This window comes from Streptomyces sp. NPDC005728, assembly GCF_040630895.1.
Taxonomy (GTDB): domain Bacteria; phylum Actinomycetota; class Actinomycetes; order Streptomycetales; family Streptomycetaceae; genus Streptomyces.
Window position 1 is genome coordinate 123609 of sequence record NZ_JBEXYL010000006.1, and the last position, 16791, is coordinate 140399.

Sequence of the window (16791 nt, forward strand, 5' to 3'; positions counted from 1 at the left end):
TCCGTCCGGGTGTGGGCAACGCGAATAACCCGACTCGTGTGAGGGCCGGGGGTCTCCAGCGTACGACGCTGCGCTCGCGGGTGCGGGGGCTGTGGACAACCGCTGAGAAGCAGGCGCCGAAAGACATGAGAAACCCGGTGCCGGGAAGTCCCCCAGGACTTCCCGGCACCGGGTCTTTCCCCCGCAACCCCCGTATGCGGTGGCTGTCGGCCGTAGGGCCGTTAGTCCGTCAGTCCGTCGCGATGGCGTTCAGGACGTTCATCCGGCCGGCCCGGAACGCCGGGATCAGCGCGGCGAACAGGCCCACGAAGGCCGAGCCGATGAAGACGGCGGTGATCGTCGGCCAGGGGATCTCCAGGACCTTCAGGCCTTCCAGCGCGAGGAGCTTCTGGGCGGTCGCGCCCCAGCCCATGCCGAGGCCGAGGCCGAGCACGGCGCCGAAGACGGCGATCACCACGGACTCCAGACGGATCATGCGGCGCAGCTGGCGGCGGGAGAGGCCGATCGCCCGCATCAGGCCGATCTCCCGGGTCCGCTCGACCACGGACAGGGCCAGCGTGTTCACCACACCGAGGACCGCGACGATGATCGCGAGGGCCAGGAGGCCGTAGATCATGTTCAGGAGCTGGCCGATCTGGTCCTTCAGCGCCTGCTTGTAGTCGGTCTGGTCACGTACGGTCAACTCCGGGTGATCGTCGTGCAGGGCCGCCTTCAGCGCCTTGTAGGCGGCCGCCTGCTGCCCGTCCTTGGCGGTGGCGAAGACCAGCGCGTCGAGCGGCATCCCGTCGGCGGGCACGTACTTCTTGAGCGTGGCGAGGGAGGTGTACTTGGCGCCCTGGTCGATCACCTCGTCGCTGCTGGTGATCGCGCGGACCGTCAGGTGCGCGGTGGCGCCTTCCTTGAAGGCGACGGTGATCTTCGAGCCGAGGTGGATGTCGTGGGCCTTGGCGAACTTCTCGTGGACGGACATCGAGTCCGGCAGGTAGGCGTCCTTGAGGTTCCCCGCGACGGTCTTCTTGCGCAGGTCGGTCGCGTACGTCGGGTCGGCCGCCGTGATGTCGGTGTCCTTGAGCGTCTGGCCGTCCGGGGTGGTGAAGTCGGCCAGGGCCGGCCGGTACTCGGTGACCCGTGTGAGACCCGGGGTGTCCTTGACGGCCTTGACCGCCTGGGGTGCGATGAGACCGTTCTGCGGGTTGTCCGGCTGGATGATGAAGTCCGTACCGACCGTCTTGTCGAGCTGGTCGGTGGCGGAGGCCACCATGGAGGAGCCGACCACCGACAGGCACGCCACCAGGGCCAGGCCGATCATCAGGGCTGCGCCGGTGGCGCCGGTGCGGCGCGGGTTGCGCAGCGCGTTGCGCTCGGCCATCCGGCCGACGGGGCCGAAGATCCGCAGCATGACCGCGCCGAGGACACGGACCAGGCCGCCCGCGAGCAGCGGGCCGATGACGACGAAGCCGATCAGGGTCAGCACCACGCCCAGGCCCAGCATCCCCGAGCCGCTCTTGGCCTTGTCGGCGGTGCCGGCGGCGTACAGGCTCGCGACGCCGGCGCCGGTGAGGACCAGGCCGATCAGGGCCCGTACGAGCCCGGCCCTGGCGTCGGTCGGGGCACCGGCGTCGCGCAGCGCGGCCATCGGGGAGACCTTGCCGGCGCGCCGGGCGGGCAGGTAGGCGGAGAGGACGGTGACGATGACGCCGAGCAGCAGGCCGAGCACGGGCGTGGTCCAGGCGACCGTCAGGTCGTCGGTGGACAGGTGCATGCCCGTGGCGCCCATGAGCTTCATCAGGCCGACCGCGATGCCCACGCCCGCGCCGACACCGAGCACGGAGCCGATCACGCCCAGCAGCAGCGCCTCGACCAGCACGGACCGGTTGACCTGGCCGCGGGAGGAGCCGATGGCGCGCATCAGGCCGATCTCCCGGGTGCGCTGGGCGACCAGCATCGAGAAGGTGTTGATGATCAGGAAGATGCCGACGAGGAAGGCGATCCCGGCGAAGCCGAGCATCGCGTACTTCATGACGTTCAGGAGGCTCTGGACGCTCTTCTGGTTGGCGTCGGCGACCTCCTTGGCGGTCTGCACCTTGTAGCCGTGGCCGAGTGCGGCGGTCACGTCCTTCTTCAGCTGCGCGTCGGTGACGCCCTTGGCGGCGGTGACGTTGACGTTGGTGTACACGCCGGTCCGGCCGACCAGGTTCTGCTGGGCGGTCTTCGTGTCCAGGTAGAAGATCGCCGCGCCGGGGTTGGTGACGGTGAAGGTGGCGATGCCGGACACGCGCGCGTGGTGTGTGCCGAGGACGTTGATCATGCCGATGTCGTCGCCGAGCTCGAGGTGGTGCTTGTCGGCGGTGTCCGCGTCGACCATGACCTGGTCGGAGCCCTTGGGCGCCGCACCGGAGGTGATCTTCATGGTGCGGGCGTCGTTACCGTTCCAGCTGCCGACGATGGTGGGCGCGCCGCTGCTGGGCGACAGTTTGTCCTTGTCGGCGTCGACCACGGTCACCGAGGTGGAGAACACCGTGCCCTCGGCCGCCTTGACGCCCTGGGCCTTGCGGATCTCGCCGAGCACGGACGCCGGTATGACCGGCGGCTTGCCGGTGCGGGAGGTGGTCTCGCCGGTGTCGGAGGAGCCCTTGGCGCTGACCGTCACGTCGGAGGCGGTCGCCTGGAAGAGCTTGTCGAAGGTGGTGTTCATCGTGTCGGTGAACACCAGCGTGCCGCAGACGAAGGCGACCGACAGCAGCACCGCGATCGCCGACAGCGCCATACGGCCCTTGTGCGCGAAGAAGTTGCGCATCGAGGTCTTCATGACGGTCATGACGTACGCCCCCGGGCGTCGAAGTCCTTCATACGGTCCAGGACCTGATCGGCCGTCGGCTGGTACATCTCGTCCACGATCCGGCCGTCCGCGAGGTAGAGCACGCGGTCCGCGTACGAGGCGGCGACCGGGTCGTGGGTGACCATCACGATGGTCTGGCCCAGCTCGTCGACGGACCGCCGCAGGAAGCCGAGGACTTCGGCGCCCGCGCGCGAGTCGAGGTTTCCGGTCGGCTCGTCACCGAAGATGATCTCCGGGCGGGCGGCGAGGGCACGGGCCACGGCGACGCGCTGCTGCTGGCCGCCGGAGAGCTGGGTGGGCCGGTGCTTGAGCCGTCCGGCGAGCCCGACGGTCTCCACGACCCGGTCCAGCCACGCCTTGTCGGGCTTGCGCCCGGCGATGTCCATGGGCAGCGTGATGTTCTCGATCGCGTTCAGCGTCGGCAGCAGGTTGAACGCCTGGAAGATGAACCCGATCCGGTCCCGGCGCAGCTGCGTGAGCTTCTTGTCCTTCAGACCGGTGATCTCGGTGTCGTCCAGGTAGATCTGGCCGTTCGTCACCGTGTCGAGGCCGGCGAGGCAGTGCATCAGGGTGGACTTGCCGGACCCCGAGGGGCCCATGATCGCGGTGAACTGGCCGCGGGCGATGTCCACGTCGACGTGGTCCAGGGCGACGACGCGGGTCTCGCCGGACCCGTACGCCTTCACGACCTGCCGCGCCCGCGCGGCAACGGCCGTACGCCCTCCAGTGCCCCCGTGCCTGGGAATGGTCACAGCCGATGTCACGGTATGTCTCCTGTTTCGGTCGGCAAGTCGGTGGATGCGCCGCGGTTCCGTGGCGTCGTTCCGGGTACGTCGCTGAGTCTCGCGTGCGGCGGGTGTGCCGCGCGCTGGTGCGAAGCCCCCTCTTGTGCGGGGGAAAACCCCACCCCCGCGGGTTCGGTCAACCGCCCCCCAGCGGCGTAAAGCCAGGTTAAGGACGGCACCGGGTCCATCTCCTCCTCCGGCAGTACGAACCCTCCCCGGGCCGTAGTGCGGAGAGACCCCTAGGGGAGGTCCACCGCCAGGTGGAGGCCTTCTCGGGGTCGGCTCCACCCTCCGGCCCGGCAAGGCTCCACCCTCACGCCGCGTCAGGGTCAACTCGAGGGTCCCGTGGGAAGCTGTCCCACCGGGATAGGTGCAAGGGGCACGGGGAGGGGATCCGGTGGGGAGCACGACACCCGCGATACGCAACGGCGCCGCGACGGACCAGGACACCCGCAGGAGGGGCGCGGTCGTCGCCGCGCTGATGCTGTCGATGGCGCTGGCCGCGCTCGACGCCACCGTCGTCTCCACCGCCGTACCGCAGATCGTCGGCGACCTCGGCGGGTTCTCCGTCTTCTCCTGGCTGTTCTCCGGCTATCTGCTCGCCGTCACCGTCACCCTGCCCGTCTACGGGAAACTGTCCGACACCTTCGGCCGCAAGCCGGTCCTGGTCGCGGGCGCCGCCGTGTTCCTGCTGGGCTCCCTGCTGTGCGCGGGCGCCTGGAACATGGGGGCGCTGATCGCGTTCCGGGTCGTCCAGGGGCTGGGCGGCGGGGCGTTGCAGGGGACGGTGCAGACGCTGGCTGCCGACCTGTACCCGCTCGCGGAGCGTCCGAAGATCCAGGCCAAGCTGTCCACGGTGTGGGCGGTGTCCTCGGTGGCCGGGCCGGGCCTCGGCGGGGTGCTGGCCGCGTACGCCGACTGGCGCTGGATCTTCCTCGTCAACCTGCCGATCGGCGTGGCCGCACTGTGGCTGATCGTCCGTCACCTCCACGAGCCCGAGCGGGAAGAAGCCGCCCACGCGCGCGTGGACTGGGCGGGCGCGCTCGCGGTGTTCGCGTGCGGCGGGGTGCTGCTGACCGCACTGGTGCAGGGCGGGGTGGCCTGGGCATGGCTGTCGGCGCCCTCGCTGGCCATGTTCGGCACGGGACTCGCCCTGCTGGGGGTCGTGGTGTGGGTCGAGCGGCGGGCGGCGGAGCCGATCATCCCGGGGTGGGTGTGGCGGCGCCGCACGATCGCGGCCGTCAATCTGGCGCTCGGCGCGCTGGGCCTGGTGATGGTGGCACCGTCGGTGTTCCTGCCGACGTACGCCCAGTCGGTGCTCGGGCTCGGCCCCGCGGCCGCCGGCCTCGTGCTGTGCGTGTGGACGCTGACCTGGTCGAGTTCGGCGGCGCTCAGCCAGCACCTGTACCGGCGCATCGGCTTCCGTGACACCGCGCTGCTCGGCATCGGGCTGGGCGCGCTGATCCTGCTCGCGTTCCCGTTCCTGCCGTATCCCGGGTCCTGGTGGCAGCCGGCCCTGCTGATGCTGCTGCTGGGCGGGGTGCTGGGGCTGTTCCAGCTGCCACTGATCATCGGGGTGCAGTCGACGGTGGGCTGGTCGGAGCGGGGCACGACGACCGCGTCCGTGCTGTTCTGCCGGCAGACCGGGCAGACCGTGGGCGCCTCGCTGTTCGGCGCCGTCGCCAACGGAGTGCTGGCCGCGCGGCTGGGCGGGGCGGGCGACCTGGAGTCCGTCACGCGCGCGCTGGACGCCGGTACGGCCCCGGAGACGACACGGCGGGCGATCGCCGCGGCCGTCCACGCCGTGTACTTCGGCGCGTCCTGCGCGGCCGCGCTGGCCTTCCTGGTGCTGCTGGTGGTGGCGCCCCGGCGGTTTCCGGTACGGCAGGAGTAGCCGCACACGGTCGGGGCGACGCGCGCCGGGGCGGGGCGGGGCCGTCCGGGGCGGGCCGTCCGGGATGCCGGTCCCGGGGGATCGGGGACGCCCGTCCCGGGCTGAAGGGGGAGCGCCTTCCCTTGCGGTCGGGGACGCCCGTCCTGGGCTGACGGGGATGGCGGTCCCGGGCGCTGCTCTTCTTCACGGGCGCCACACCCGTCCCTCGCGGGTTAACGCGGGTAACACCCGAGGTCAGATCCGTTCTCTCGCAGTAAGCGCATACCGACTGGATAGTTTGGTGAAAACGCCACACGACCCGGGTACCCGCGAGTAGCGTGCGTGGCTCTGTCCACCCCCCACCCCACCTCCCTGCGGTCCGCCGCCACGGACCCGAGCCACGCAAGGAGCCCCGGGATGTCACACGACCCGCCGCATCCGCCGTCGTACCTCACCTACCCCTGGCAGCCCCCACCCCCCGAACCGCCCCGCCCGCGCCCCACTCCGCCCCGCGAACCCCTCGGACACCATCGCGACCTGCGTGTGCTGCGCGACGCGTACCGCTGGCAGCGCCGCACCGCCACCCTCACCGCCCTCGGCTACTTCACCCTGTTCCTCGTCCTGTCCGCGTTCGCACCGCACTTCATGACGGCGACCGTCGCCGACGGCATCCCCGCCGGCCTGCTGCTCGCCCTCCTCCAGCTCCCGGTCACCTGGCTGGCGATCGCCCTGTACGAGCACACCGCGCGCCGCCACGTCGACCCGCTCGCGGACCGCATCCGCAAGGAGGCCGAACTGGACGCGCGGCGAGGAGCGACCCGATGACCACCGGCGCCTCCCCCAACCCCACCGGCTTCACCGGCCTCAGCGGCTCGGCGCAGACCATGTCCCTGGTCGCCTTCTCCGCCGTCGTCACACTGACCCTCCTGCTGTGTGTGATGACCGGCCCGGACCGCGACGACCTCGACGAGTTCTACACCGGCTACGGCTCCCTGTCCCCGCTGCGCAACGGCCTGGCCATCGCCGGCGACTACATCTCCGCCGCCACCGTCCTCGCCACCAGCGGGGTGATCGCCCTGTGCGGTTACGACGGTGTCGTGCTCGCCCTCAGTACGGCGCTGTCGCTGATGCTGCTGATGTTCCTGCTGGCCGAACCGCTGCGCAACGCGGGCCGGTTCACCATGGGCGACGCGCTGGCCCGCCGGATGCCGGGCCGGAGCGTACGGATCGCGGCCTGCACGGTGACGATCGCCTCGCTGCTGCCGATGATGCTGGTCCAACTCGCCGGCACCGGACAGCTGATGGCGTTCATCCTGGGCTTCTCGAACGAGTCACTGAAGACCGGCTGCGTCGTCGGACTCGGCGTGCTGATGATCAGTTACGCCACGATCGGCGGCATGAAGGGCACCGCGCTCGTCCAGATCCTGAAGATCGTGATGCTGCTCGGCTCCGGTGCCGTGGTCGCCGTGCTGATCCTGCGCCGCTTCGACTGGGACCCGGGCGCCCTGTTCGACGCGGCGGCACGGCAGAGCGGTGCCGGGCCGGCCTTCCTGCACTCCGGACTCCAGTTCGCCGGGCACCCGGGCGCCCGCCTGGACATGATCACTTCGGAGCTGACCATCGTGCTCGGCGGCGCCTGCCTGCCGCACATCACCATGCGCATGTACACCGCCTCCAGCGCCCGCCAGGTGCGCCGCTCGCTGTCCTGGGCGGTGTCGCTCGTGGCGCTGTTCGTGCTGGTCATCACGGTGATCGGGTTCGGTGCCATGGCCCTGGTCGGCCGTAGGGAGATCACCGCGGCGGACCCGCAGGGCAACACGGCCTACCTGCTGGGCTCGCGGGCCGCGTTCGGAGGCGACGTGTCGACGGCGGAGTCCTTCCTGTTCACCATGGTGACGACGGCGATCTTCCTGACCGTGCTCGCCTCGGTCGCCGGGATGATCCTCGCCTGCGCCAACTCCCTGGCCCACGACGTGTTCGCGGCCCGCGTCCGGGAGATGCCGGCCCGCCGGGAGATGGCCCTCGCCCGCCTCTCGGCACTCGCCGTCGGCATCCCGACGATCCTGCTGGCCGCCCTGGTGCAGCACCACAGCCTGCAGCCCCTGGTGACCCTCTCCTTCTGTCTGGGCGCCTCCGCCCTCGCGCCCGCCCTGGTGTACGGCCTCTTCTGGCGCCGCTACACCCGAAGCGGGCTGATGGGCACGCTGCTCGGCGGCTCCCTGACCGTGCTGCTGCTCATGCCGGGCACCAACCTCGTCTCCGGCTCACCCGTCGCCGCCTTCCCGAACGCCGACTTCAACTGGTTCCCGTTCACCACCACCGGCATCGTCTCCATCCCGGCCGGCTTCTTCTTCGGCTGGCTGGGCACGGTCGCCTCGGGCCGCCGGAAAGCGGAGGAACAGCGGCGCCAGTACGAGGCGGTGGAGGGATGGATCCTCGCGGGGGCGGTGCGCAGAGGCGGTTGAGGGCGTCCCCGCCCGGGCGGCGCGGCCGCTGGTCCAGGGGCGCTCGGCCGATCCGGGGCCGCCCGGCTATTCCAGGGTCGCGCGGCCCGTCAGCGAGATGAGGCTGCTGCGCACGTGGTCCATGTGCGCCTGGACGTCGTCCCAGGTCTCGCTGTGCTCGCGCAGCAGCTGCTCCGTGTCCTGGGCGACGCGCTCCTCGTGCAGGTGCGCCTCGGCGATGATCTCGGCGGCACGCGTGGACGCCTCCTCCTGGCAGCGGCGCGCGGACTCCTCGGCCTCGACCAGGGCGCGTTCCGCCTCGGACAGGGCGGCCTCGGCGCGGGTGATCCGCTCGGCGACGTCGGCCTCGAACTCGGCCGACCGATCGGCCTCCTCACGCTCGGCCGCGGCCCACTGCTTGGCGTGGGACCTGGTCTGCTCGGCGGCCATGCCGGTGGTGCGCTGCCGTACCTCGCGCAACGCGACGAGCGCCTCCCCGCGCCCTTCCTTCACTTCGCGCCGGGCGCTGATACGCAGGTCGTCGGCCTCGGCGCGCGCTGCGAGGAGGCACTCGCGGGCGCGTTCCTCGGCGTCCGCGCGGAGCGCATCCGCTGATTCTTGCGCCGCCTGGCGTACGCCGAGGGCGCACGTCTCCGCCTGCGCGACCTGCTCGTGCGCTTCGCGCCGCGCGTGCTCGCGGACGCCCGCCGCCTCCTGCAACACGAGCTGGTAGAGGCGCCCCGCCTGCTCCCCGAGGATCTCGTACGTCTGCGGCGCGAGCTGCGCGACCGCCTCGCGCAACCGCGCGGCCTCGGCGCCCATGTCCCTGGCGAGCACGGTCAGCCGTGCGGCGCGCTCCCAGGCGGCGTCCCGGTCCCGCGACAGCGCCTCCATGTACGCGTCGACCTGGTCGGGGCGGTAGGCGCGCCCCCGAACGGTCGGGAAGCCGTGCGGCGTCATCGATGCGCTGCTCACCCTGGGAACCCCTCTCCACCGGACATACACGACAGGATAATTTCGCGCACATCTTGATGGATCGGATGTAAGCGTGCATAACGCGACACTCCGCAGATGCGTCACGGTCGAAATTCCGCTCCCTGCCGCACTCCCAGGCCCGCTCATCTCCCCGGGACCGCGAGCAGCCCCTCCACAGCACGTCCCCCTCCCGGGTGACGATCTTGCTGCGGACGGGCGCGAAGTCCATCCACGCAGAATGCCCTTCACGCACGCGTGAAGGGCATTCTGCGATCAGACTCCGAAGGCGCGGGCTACAGCAGCCCGTCCCACATCTGCTCCAGCAGCACCGACCACCAGCTCTCCGGCGAACCGAGCGCCGCCGGGTCCAGGGCGGCCAGCTGGGCCTGGAAGTCGACGGTCCAGCGGCCCGCCTGTTCCTGGTTCAGCCCGTACCGCAGCCGCCACATCCGGCCCAGCAGCGCCAGGCACCGCGCGAACTCCGGCAGCCCGGTGTTCACGAACTGCGGCGGCACCGGCGCACCGCCCGGACCCGCCTCCACGGGCACGGCGACGATGTTCGCCGTCCCGTACTGCACACAGATCGCCCTGCCGAAGTCCGTACCCATCACGAGGTACGAGCCCGCGTCCGAGGCCGGCTGCACCCCGCGCTCGGCCGCCAGCTCCGCGAGCGTCGGCACGGGACGGCCCGGCTGTGCCTGCGCCCAGAAGAACGGGCTCAGGTCCACCGGCATCCCGGCCACCACCAGCGTGTGCGCCACGACCGGCGGCACCCCCTGGCGCGACACCGCCTGCTGTTCGAACCGGAAGATCCCCGGCCCGAACGCCGCCGCCAGCTCCTGCGCGATCCCCTCCGGCGGGATGGGCGGCGCGGCCTGCACCGGCGGCAGCGGCGCCCGCACCGGCGCCGGCCGCGCGGGCCCGTCCGCCACCTGGTGCAACTCACCCTGGTGCGCCAGCAACTGCTGCATGCCCTGCTGCCGGCTCGCGTGGTCCGTGCCGTACGGCGCGATGCTTGTGATCCGCGCCTGCGGCCACTGCTCGCGGATCATCCGCGCACAGTACGCACCCGGAAGCTCGCACGACTCCAGCTCCGTGTGCAGCTCCAGCACCTGATCCGGCGGCACGCTCATCGCCCGCAGCTCATGGAAGATCTGCCACTCCGGGTGCGGCGTACCCGGCGCCGAGCGCCGGATCAGCTGCTGCTCCGAACCGTCCTGCGCGCGGTAGCGCAGCACAGCCTGATACCCCGGACCCACCGTCGGCTGCCCCTGCTGCGGATAGCCGTACGCCGGTGGCTGCCCCGGCACGGGCCCACCCGGAGGCGGCATCGCACCCGGCGGCATCGGCTGCGGAGCGCCCGGGACACCGGGCGGCATGCCGGGAGCGCCCGGCGCACCGACTGCGCCAGGGGCGGGAGGCGGCGGAGGCGCGCCCGGACCGCCCACGGGAGGCGCGGCCAACACGGTCTCCGCGTGGTGCACGGCCCCCCGCGCGCCACCGGAAGCGCCGGGCATACCCGGGGCGCCCGGGGGCTGGGGTGCGCCCGGGGCGCTCGGCGGGTGAGGCGCGCCGGGGGCGAGAGGCATGCCCGGGGCGCCCGGAGCCGCGGGAGCGCCGGGCGGATTCGGCATGCCCGGGGCGCCCAGAGGCTGGGGCGCGCCGCCTCCCAGCTGACTCGGGTCGGCCAGCATCGTGGCCGCGTGGTGCACGTTGCCCGGAGGCGTGCCGGGAGCACCCGGCGCACCAGGCGGGTTGGGGGCGCCCGGAACATTCGGCGCGCCCGGCGCCTGCACCGCACCTGCACCCCCAGGACCACCCGGAGCACCCTGCCCCTCAGGTCCCTCGGGCCCGAGCGCCGACACCAGCTGCGTCGGCACGTATCCACCCGGAGGCGTGCCCGGCACACCAGGCGCGGGCGGCGGAGGCATGCTCCCCGGGCGCGCGCCCGGCGCACCCGGGGCGCCCGGCGGCGGAGGCGGCGCGCCCACGCCACCGCGCGCCTTGCGCGGCGGCGGTGCGGCCTTGCTCGTCGCGGCGTCCGCGATGTCCCCGGCGTTCGGCGCGAGCGGCCGCCCCGGCGATGCCGGGCCGGCCAGAGGCTGCGGCGCGTTCGGGGCAGCGCCCGGCGCCTGCGGATAGCCGTAACCGGGGGCGCCCTGCGGACCAGCGGGGGCGCCCGGCGCGCCCGGGCCCTCCGGGTAGCCGTACGACGGGGCGCCCGGAGGCGTCGGGAGCGGGCTGCCCTGCGGAGCGCCCGGCGCACCAGGAGCTGCAAGGGGCGCGGGCGAGGTGGCGGGCGCCGGAGAGTAGGCGGGCGCGCCCGGCGGGGGCGTGCCCGGTGCCGCCGGCGCCTGCGGGTAGCCGTACGGCAGGGGCGTGCTGCCCTGCGGAGCGCCCGGCGTACCAGGAGCACCAGGCGCCCCGGGTGCACCAGGTACGCCCGGCGCATGCGCGGCGCCAGGCACCGCCGGCGAACCACCCTGCGCACTCGGCGGGAAGTTCTGCGCGCCCGGCGCGTTCGATGCATCGAGCGCCGGCGCGACCGCCGTGGGCGGCAGCTGGCTGCCCCTCGACATCAACGCCGTCTTCGCGTCCGGCGCGGCCGCCGGCGGCCGCGGAGCCCCATTGTCCGTGTCGCTCAACGGCGGCGCGAACACCGTCGCGGGCAACGGCACCGAACGGTCCTCACCGGCATCCGCGTTCGTGTCCGTACCGGCCCACGGCGTAGCGCCGACAGGCACCTCCGGCGCACTCGGCGCGCCCTGCGCCCCACCGGGCGCCCCCACGCCGCCCGCCCCGGCAGCCGGCCACGACGCACCGCTGCCGGATCCACCGGCCGTACCCGTACCCGCACCGTCAGTCCCGGCCGGCGCCCCCCACGCCGGAGCAGGAGCCTCCGCCGCCGCAGGCACTCCGGCCTGCGTCTCGGCAAGCGCCCCGCCCCCGACGAAACCCCCACCGACCGAACCGGCACCAGCACCAGCACCAGCGCCCTCCCCCGGCCCCGACGCTGCCCCCGACCCGGACCGCCGATCCGGAATGCCCAGCTTGTCCGCCGCCTCCTGCAACCACTCCGGCGGACTCAAGAGGAACGACGTCTGATTCAGATCCACCCGAGCGGCAGCCGGTGCCGGCACCGCGTCCTCGACCTGGTCGGCACGGCCGTACTCCTCCTCGTACCGGCGGATGACCTCACCCACCGGCAGCGCGGGCCACAGCGTCGCCTCGCCGCTGTCCCGGGCGATCACGAGCCGCTGCGCACCCGCGTCCGAACGCGGGCCCTCCGCACGGTCCTCGCCCCACACCACGAAACCAAGTTCGAACTCCCGCACCCGCACCTCACGATGCTGGTACGCCGGGACATCCCCGTTGATCCATTCCTCGGCGCGCTCCTGCGCCTGCGCGAAGGTCACCATCGCTTGCAGCTCACTCCCCCACCGGCACGGAAGACACCGGGACGGCACGTGCGAACCCGCCGTCCACCATCAGGTTCGCCACCGTCTCCAACTCCGGCGGATTGCCCGCGAGTCGCGACAGGAAGGCGTCGAAATCGTCACCGCACGGCAGCAGCAACCGCTCCACCCGCTCGGCCGGCGACCACGACGGATCCACATCCCGTGCATCGTCGTACGCGCAGAACCACACCGAACCGATCCGCTCGCCCTTCACCTTCACCGCGAGCAGACCACCCTGCACGAAACCGACGCCCAGGTAGTCCTTCGTCAGGTGGTCGCGCAGGCACTTGTTGACGTACACCAGGTCATTGACCGCCGCCTCGTCCCGCACCGTGAAGAACGGCTGGTCCAACAGCAGTCCCAACTCGGCGTCCAGCGCAGCGCCCACCGGCGCACAACCGCCCGCAGCCTTCAGGAACGAACGGTAGGCACCCGGCAGGCGGTAGCCCAGGTCCTCCTCGACGCCCTGCACCTGCGACTCGGTCACCGCCACACCCGACTTCGGCAGCCCGACATGCGCCGGACGCGTCTCCTGCAACGGCCGCGTACCCCGCTTGCCCAGGTCCACCCGGGCCGTCGCCACCCCACCGTGATGCCGCAGCAACGCCTTCACATCGACCGGAACCAGCTCCAGCCGCCGCGAACCCACCACGTGATGCCACGTCCAGCCGTGCGGCGTCGCCACATCCGGCACCGTGTCCCACAACTCGTGCCCCGACGCCGCGAGCGCCGCGTTCGCCGACACATAGTCCGTCAGCCGCAGCTCGTCGACACCGAAGCCCTCCGGCGGATCGGCGATCTCCGCCGCCGCGCGCGCGTACGCGGAGAAATCCGGGTAACCGCGCTCGTCGATCCGTACCCCTCTCGGGTGACGTGCCGCCCGGACCGGATCCGGGAAGTGCACGACCTGCCCGGAATAGGCCGCGTTCGGCGGCGCGGCTTGCTGCCCGAGCCGACCTGTCGTCATGGCGGTTGCCCCCTGCGGCGTTCTCTCTGGCCTGAACGGCGGTGTCGATCGCGGATGGCGACAGCCTATGCGGTACACGAACCCCGGTCACCGGCCCACCTCATCCACGGGCCCACCCCGGCACGACCGAACCCCCCACATCCGTGACCAGCCGTCACCCTGCCGTGACAGCCCGCCCAAACCCGGGCGTGTCGCGCCGCCCCAGCTTCCGCAGCAGCCACGGCATTTGGCACTCTGTGTCCTTCGGGGGGATGCCCGGGGAGGGGAAGACGATCATGAATACCTTGCAGACCGGAGGTAACGACGTGCGGGCCGGTGACCCTCGCATCGGCTGGAGCGGCACCGGCATGCCCCCCGCCCCGACCCTCCTCCACCGTCGCGACGGCATCCTGCCCACCGTCGCCGCCGCCCTCTCCGTCCGTGGCACGACCCTCACCGGCACTGCCGCCCGAGGCGATCAGCCCCCACCTCTCCACCCTCTCGTCCAGGACTTCCTCGACACCCTCACCAGCGCCCAACGCGACCGCTTCACCGGCCGCTGCGCCGAAACCATCCTCATCTCCCGGCACATCGCCGCCACGGACGCCACCCGCAGCAAGCGCGCCGCCCGCAGACCCATGACCAACGGCGAGGCCCGCAAAACCCTCAAGCAGGCCAAACTCACCGCCCGCCGCATACGCGAGGACGGCGACCCCCTCCACGGCAGCTTCGCCGCCCCCTGCCGCGCCTGCACCGCCCTCAGCGCCCACTTCGGCGTCCGTATCGTCGACCCCACCGCAGCCGACGCCTGACACCCCTGCCCCAGCCGGCGCCCATCAGAACCACCCGGCAAGCACGACGATCGAAGGGCCGATGCACCCCGACCGCACCTCCACCACCCGCTTCCCCGTACCCGTCGACGCCGCCCTGCGCGCAGCCGGCTGGCAACCCGGACGCTGGGACATAAAGCAGGCAGAGATCTGGGCCGACGCCCTGCGCGACCACGCCTCGCCCGCCGGGCACCGGCACACCGTCTTCCCCGCCGCCGTCGAAGCCTGGGCCGAATTCGGCGGACTCCGCATCGCCCCGACCGGCCCGGGTCGCCAGGTCGCCCCCGCCACCCTCCACCTCGACCCCCTGCACGGCCTCCACCTCGCCCGCACCCTCGGCGACCTCGGCCGCGCCCTCGGCACCGAGGTCAGCCCTCTCGGCGAGGAAACCGAAACCGCAGCCTTCCTCGCCATCGACGCCGACGGCCGCGTCTACACCCTCGACCACACCGGCGACTGGTACGTCGGCCCCGACATCGACCACGCCCTGTCCACCCTCATCGCCGGCACAGAACCCGTACGCCTCACCGTCGCCTGACCCACCCGGACCCGGCCGGACACAACGCGACACACCACGCACTCCGTGGCACCGATGCACCACACACGCCACCCCACCACCGACGCGCCACACACCACGCACCGGCGCACCCACACACGCCACAACGACACCGGCGCACTCACACACCTAGAGCGCCGACGCGCACGCCTCACGCCACAACGGCCGACGCGCACGCCACACCACGCCCCGCCACACCGCACCCGCCACAGGGCACCAACGCACCACACCCACTCCGGCGTGCACCCCAACGTCCACCCCGGCGCGCATCACAACGCGCACGCCAACGTCCACCCCGGCGCGCACCACCCCAACGCGCCCCCCAGCACACACCCCGGCCTACGTCGCCGGAATCACCGCCGACACCCGGAAACCCCCCGCATCCGTCGGCCCCGAAACGAACACGCCGCCCAGCGCAAGGACCCGCTCCCGCATCCCCAGCAGGCCATTGCCGCCCGACGGCAACCGCGCTGCCGACGCAGACCCCGGCTCCGGCGGCGGCTCGTTCTCCACCTGCATGGCGATCTCCACCCCCCGATGCGCCAACCGCACATGCGTCTTCGCGCCCGCCGCATGCTTGTGCACGTTCGTCAACGCCTCCTGCACCACCCGGTACGCCGTCTGCTCGACCTCCCCCGCATACGAGCGCACCTCCCCCTCGACCGACAGCGCCACCACCATCCCGGCCGCCGCCGACTGCCCGACCAGCTCCTCCAGCTCCGACAGACACGGGCCGTCCACAGCCGCCTCCTCGGCAGCCGCCTTCGACGCCGCCTCCGCAGCCGCCACCTTCACCGCGGCCAGCGGAACCGACACCGCACGCCGCTCCAGACCGTCCCCCGACCGCAGCACCCCGAGCATCTCCCGCAGCTCGGTCAGCGCCTGCCGCCCCATGTCCCCCACCAGCGCCGCGTTCTTCACGGCCTTCTCGGGATCCTTACGGGCGACCGCCTGCAGCGCCGCCGCGTGCACCACCATCAGACTCACCCGGTGCGCGACCACGTCGTGCATCTCACGAGCGATCCGCGTCCGCTCCTCGTTGCGCGCCCACTCGGCCCGCTCCTCCGCCCGCTCCGCGAGCAGCTGAAGCTCCCGCTCCAGGCTGTCCGCCCGCTCTCTCAGGCTCTCCATCAAGCGGCGCCGCGCGCCCACATACAGACCCAGCAGCACCGGCGGAGCCGTCAGCCCCAACGACGTGGTGATCGAAGCGAACGGCACGAACCAGTCACCGAGGGTCAGATCACCCCGCGCCATGTCCTGCCGCACCCGCACGAACGTCACGATCATCGTGCCCAGCAACGACATCCCCGCCAGCGCCGCGATGATCCGCCGCGGCAGTTCGCACGCCGCCAGCGTGTACAGGCCGACGATGCCCATCAGGAAACCCATCTGGGCCGGCGTGATCGCGATCGCGACCAGTACGACGGCGATCGGCCACTTCCTGCGCACCAGCAGGACCGAACCGGCTATCAGGCCGAACACGATCCCCACCGACAGCGGGATCCCCGCATCCCGGGCGAACGGAATCCCCTCCGCGCCGCACTCCACGGCGGACACCAGCGCGAGACTTCCGTCGAGCGCGGCACTGCGCCACCTTGCCCACCACCACGGGCCGGTCAGGGCCCTGGCATGCTCTTCCCCCGTCGCGGTCATGCCTCCAGCCTACGGGCGCGGGCAACGGCATTTCCGGTTACTTTCACCTACCGGCACGGACCACACTCCGTAAGCGAACGACCCCGATACCAGCGGGTATCCCTCGAACCGCCGAACCCCGCCCGGCGACTCCGAGGGGTTGCGGGAACGAGCGGTGGCGCTACCGCGGTCGCGCTGCCGGGGGAACAGGAACGCCGACGGGACCCGCCGAGGGTGTCCGGTGATCAAAGTCCGGAAGGGAGCCCACTCGTACCGTCGCATCGAGGGCTGATGGTGCGGCATAGTAGGTGCCGCAGCCTCAACGGATTGATCAAATGTCCGCTTAGGCCGTACATGCCATCCCCTGTGGTGTAATTGGCAACACGGGTCACTTTGGATGATTTGTTCCAGGTTCGAGTCCTGGCAGGGGAGCCACAGCACACACGACCCACA

11 protein-coding genes and 1 tRNA gene are annotated in these 16791 nt (G+C 72.1%); 6 read left to right on the forward strand and 6 right to left on the reverse strand.

The window, feature by feature from the left end; genetic code table 11:
- Positions 1-229: 229 nt before the first annotated feature.
- Positions 230-2818: an FtsX-like permease family protein gene (locus tag ABZ471_RS06935; RefSeq protein ID WP_359063239.1), complete on the reverse strand. Its 2589-nt coding sequence runs from the start codon at positions 2816-2818 to the stop codon at positions 230-232.
- A complete protein-coding gene (locus tag ABZ471_RS06940; protein ID WP_359063241.1) occupies positions 2815-3603 on the reverse strand; it encodes an ABC transporter ATP-binding protein in 789 nt (262 codons plus the stop codon). Before ABZ471_RS06940 ends, ABZ471_RS06935 begins: the two co-directional genes overlap by 4 nt.
- 418 nt (positions 3604-4021) lie before the next feature.
- Between ABZ471_RS06940 and ABZ471_RS06945 the strand changes: the two genes are divergently transcribed.
- From ABZ471_RS06945 to ABZ471_RS06955, 3 genes are all read left to right on the forward strand, one after another.
- Complete coding sequence (locus ABZ471_RS06945; protein WP_359063243.1) at positions 4022-5518, forward strand: MFS transporter; 1497 nt, start codon at positions 4022-4024, stop codon at positions 5516-5518.
- 396 nt (positions 5519-5914) lie between these two features.
- Complete coding sequence (locus tag ABZ471_RS06950) at positions 5915-6322, forward strand: DUF485 domain-containing protein (protein WP_359063245.1); 408 nt, start codon at positions 5915-5917, stop codon at positions 6320-6322.
- Complete coding sequence (locus tag ABZ471_RS06955) at positions 6319-7962, forward strand: cation acetate symporter (RefSeq protein ID WP_359063247.1); 1644 nt, start codon at positions 6319-6321, stop codon at positions 7960-7962. The genes ABZ471_RS06950 and ABZ471_RS06955 overlap by 4 nt, the downstream gene beginning before the upstream one ends.
- Before the next feature lie 66 nt (positions 7963-8028).
- Here the strand turns inward: ABZ471_RS06955 and ABZ471_RS06960 are convergent, their stop codons facing one another.
- The 3 genes from ABZ471_RS06960 to ABZ471_RS06970 form a co-directional block, all read right to left on the reverse strand.
- On the reverse strand, positions 8029-8916 hold the full coding sequence (locus tag ABZ471_RS06960) for a cellulose-binding protein (RefSeq protein WP_359063249.1): 888 nt from the start codon (positions 8914-8916) through the stop codon (positions 8029-8031).
- A gap of 293 nt (positions 8917-9209) precedes the next feature.
- Positions 9210-12335, reverse strand: coding sequence for an SUKH-4 family immunity protein (locus ABZ471_RS06965; RefSeq protein WP_359063251.1), 3126 nt, complete (start codon positions 12333-12335; stop codon positions 9210-9212).
- Positions 12336-12345: 10 nt separating this feature from the next.
- Complete coding sequence (locus ABZ471_RS06970) at positions 12346-13341, reverse strand: SMI1/KNR4 family protein (protein WP_359063368.1); 996 nt, start codon at positions 13339-13341, stop codon at positions 12346-12348.
- Positions 13342-13616: 275 nt separating this feature from the next.
- Between ABZ471_RS06970 and ABZ471_RS06975 the strand changes: the two genes are divergently transcribed.
- Together ABZ471_RS06975 and ABZ471_RS06980 are read left to right on the forward strand one after the other, a co-directional pair.
- On the forward strand, positions 13617-14132 hold the full coding sequence (locus tag ABZ471_RS06975) for a YwqJ-related putative deaminase (RefSeq protein WP_359063253.1): 516 nt from the start codon (positions 13617-13619) through the stop codon (positions 14130-14132).
- A gap of 61 nt (positions 14133-14193) precedes the next feature.
- Complete coding sequence (locus ABZ471_RS06980) at positions 14194-14688, forward strand: SUKH-3 domain-containing protein (RefSeq protein ID WP_359063256.1); 495 nt, start codon at positions 14194-14196, stop codon at positions 14686-14688.
- Between the two features lie 357 nt (positions 14689-15045).
- Here ABZ471_RS06980 and ABZ471_RS06985 read toward each other — a convergent pair whose 3' ends face one another.
- Positions 15046-16359, reverse strand: coding sequence for a histidine kinase (locus ABZ471_RS06985; protein WP_359063257.1), 1314 nt, complete (start codon positions 16357-16359; stop codon positions 15046-15048).
- A 339-nt stretch (positions 16360-16698) separates the two neighbouring features.
- On the opposite strand from ABZ471_RS06985, the gene ABZ471_RS06990 reads away from it, so the two are divergent.
- Positions 16699-16773, forward strand: a tRNA-Gln gene (locus ABZ471_RS06990).
- Positions 16774-16791 lie beyond the last annotated feature (18 nt).

Bases quoted from the DNA above. Each gene is read 5' to 3' on its own strand.
- ABZ471_RS06935 (WP_359063239.1), bottom strand. From the start codon at position 2,818: ATGACCGTCATGAAGACCTCGATGCGCAACTTCTTCGCGCACAAGGGC.
- ABZ471_RS06950 (WP_359063245.1), top strand. From the start codon at position 5,915: ATGTCACACGACCCGCCGCATCCGCCGTCGTACCTCACCTACCCCTGG.
- ABZ471_RS06955 (WP_359063247.1), top strand. From the start codon at position 6,319: ATGACCACCGGCGCCTCCCCCAACCCCACCGGCTTCACCGGCCTCAGC.
- ABZ471_RS06965 (WP_359063251.1), bottom strand. From the start codon at position 12,335: ATGGTGACCTTCGCGCAGGCGCAGGAGCGCGCCGAGGAATGGATCAAC.
- ABZ471_RS06970 (WP_359063368.1), bottom strand. From the start codon at position 13,341: ATGACGACAGGTCGGCTCGGGCAGCAAGCCGCGCCGCCGAACGCGGCC.
- ABZ471_RS06975 (WP_359063253.1), top strand. From the start codon at position 13,617: ATGAATACCTTGCAGACCGGAGGTAACGACGTGCGGGCCGGTGACCCT.
- ABZ471_RS06980 (WP_359063256.1), top strand. From the start codon at position 14,194: ATGCACCCCGACCGCACCTCCACCACCCGCTTCCCCGTACCCGTCGAC.
- ABZ471_RS06985 (WP_359063257.1), bottom strand. From the start codon at position 16,359: ATGACCGCGACGGGGGAAGAGCATGCCAGGGCCCTGACCGGCCCGTGG.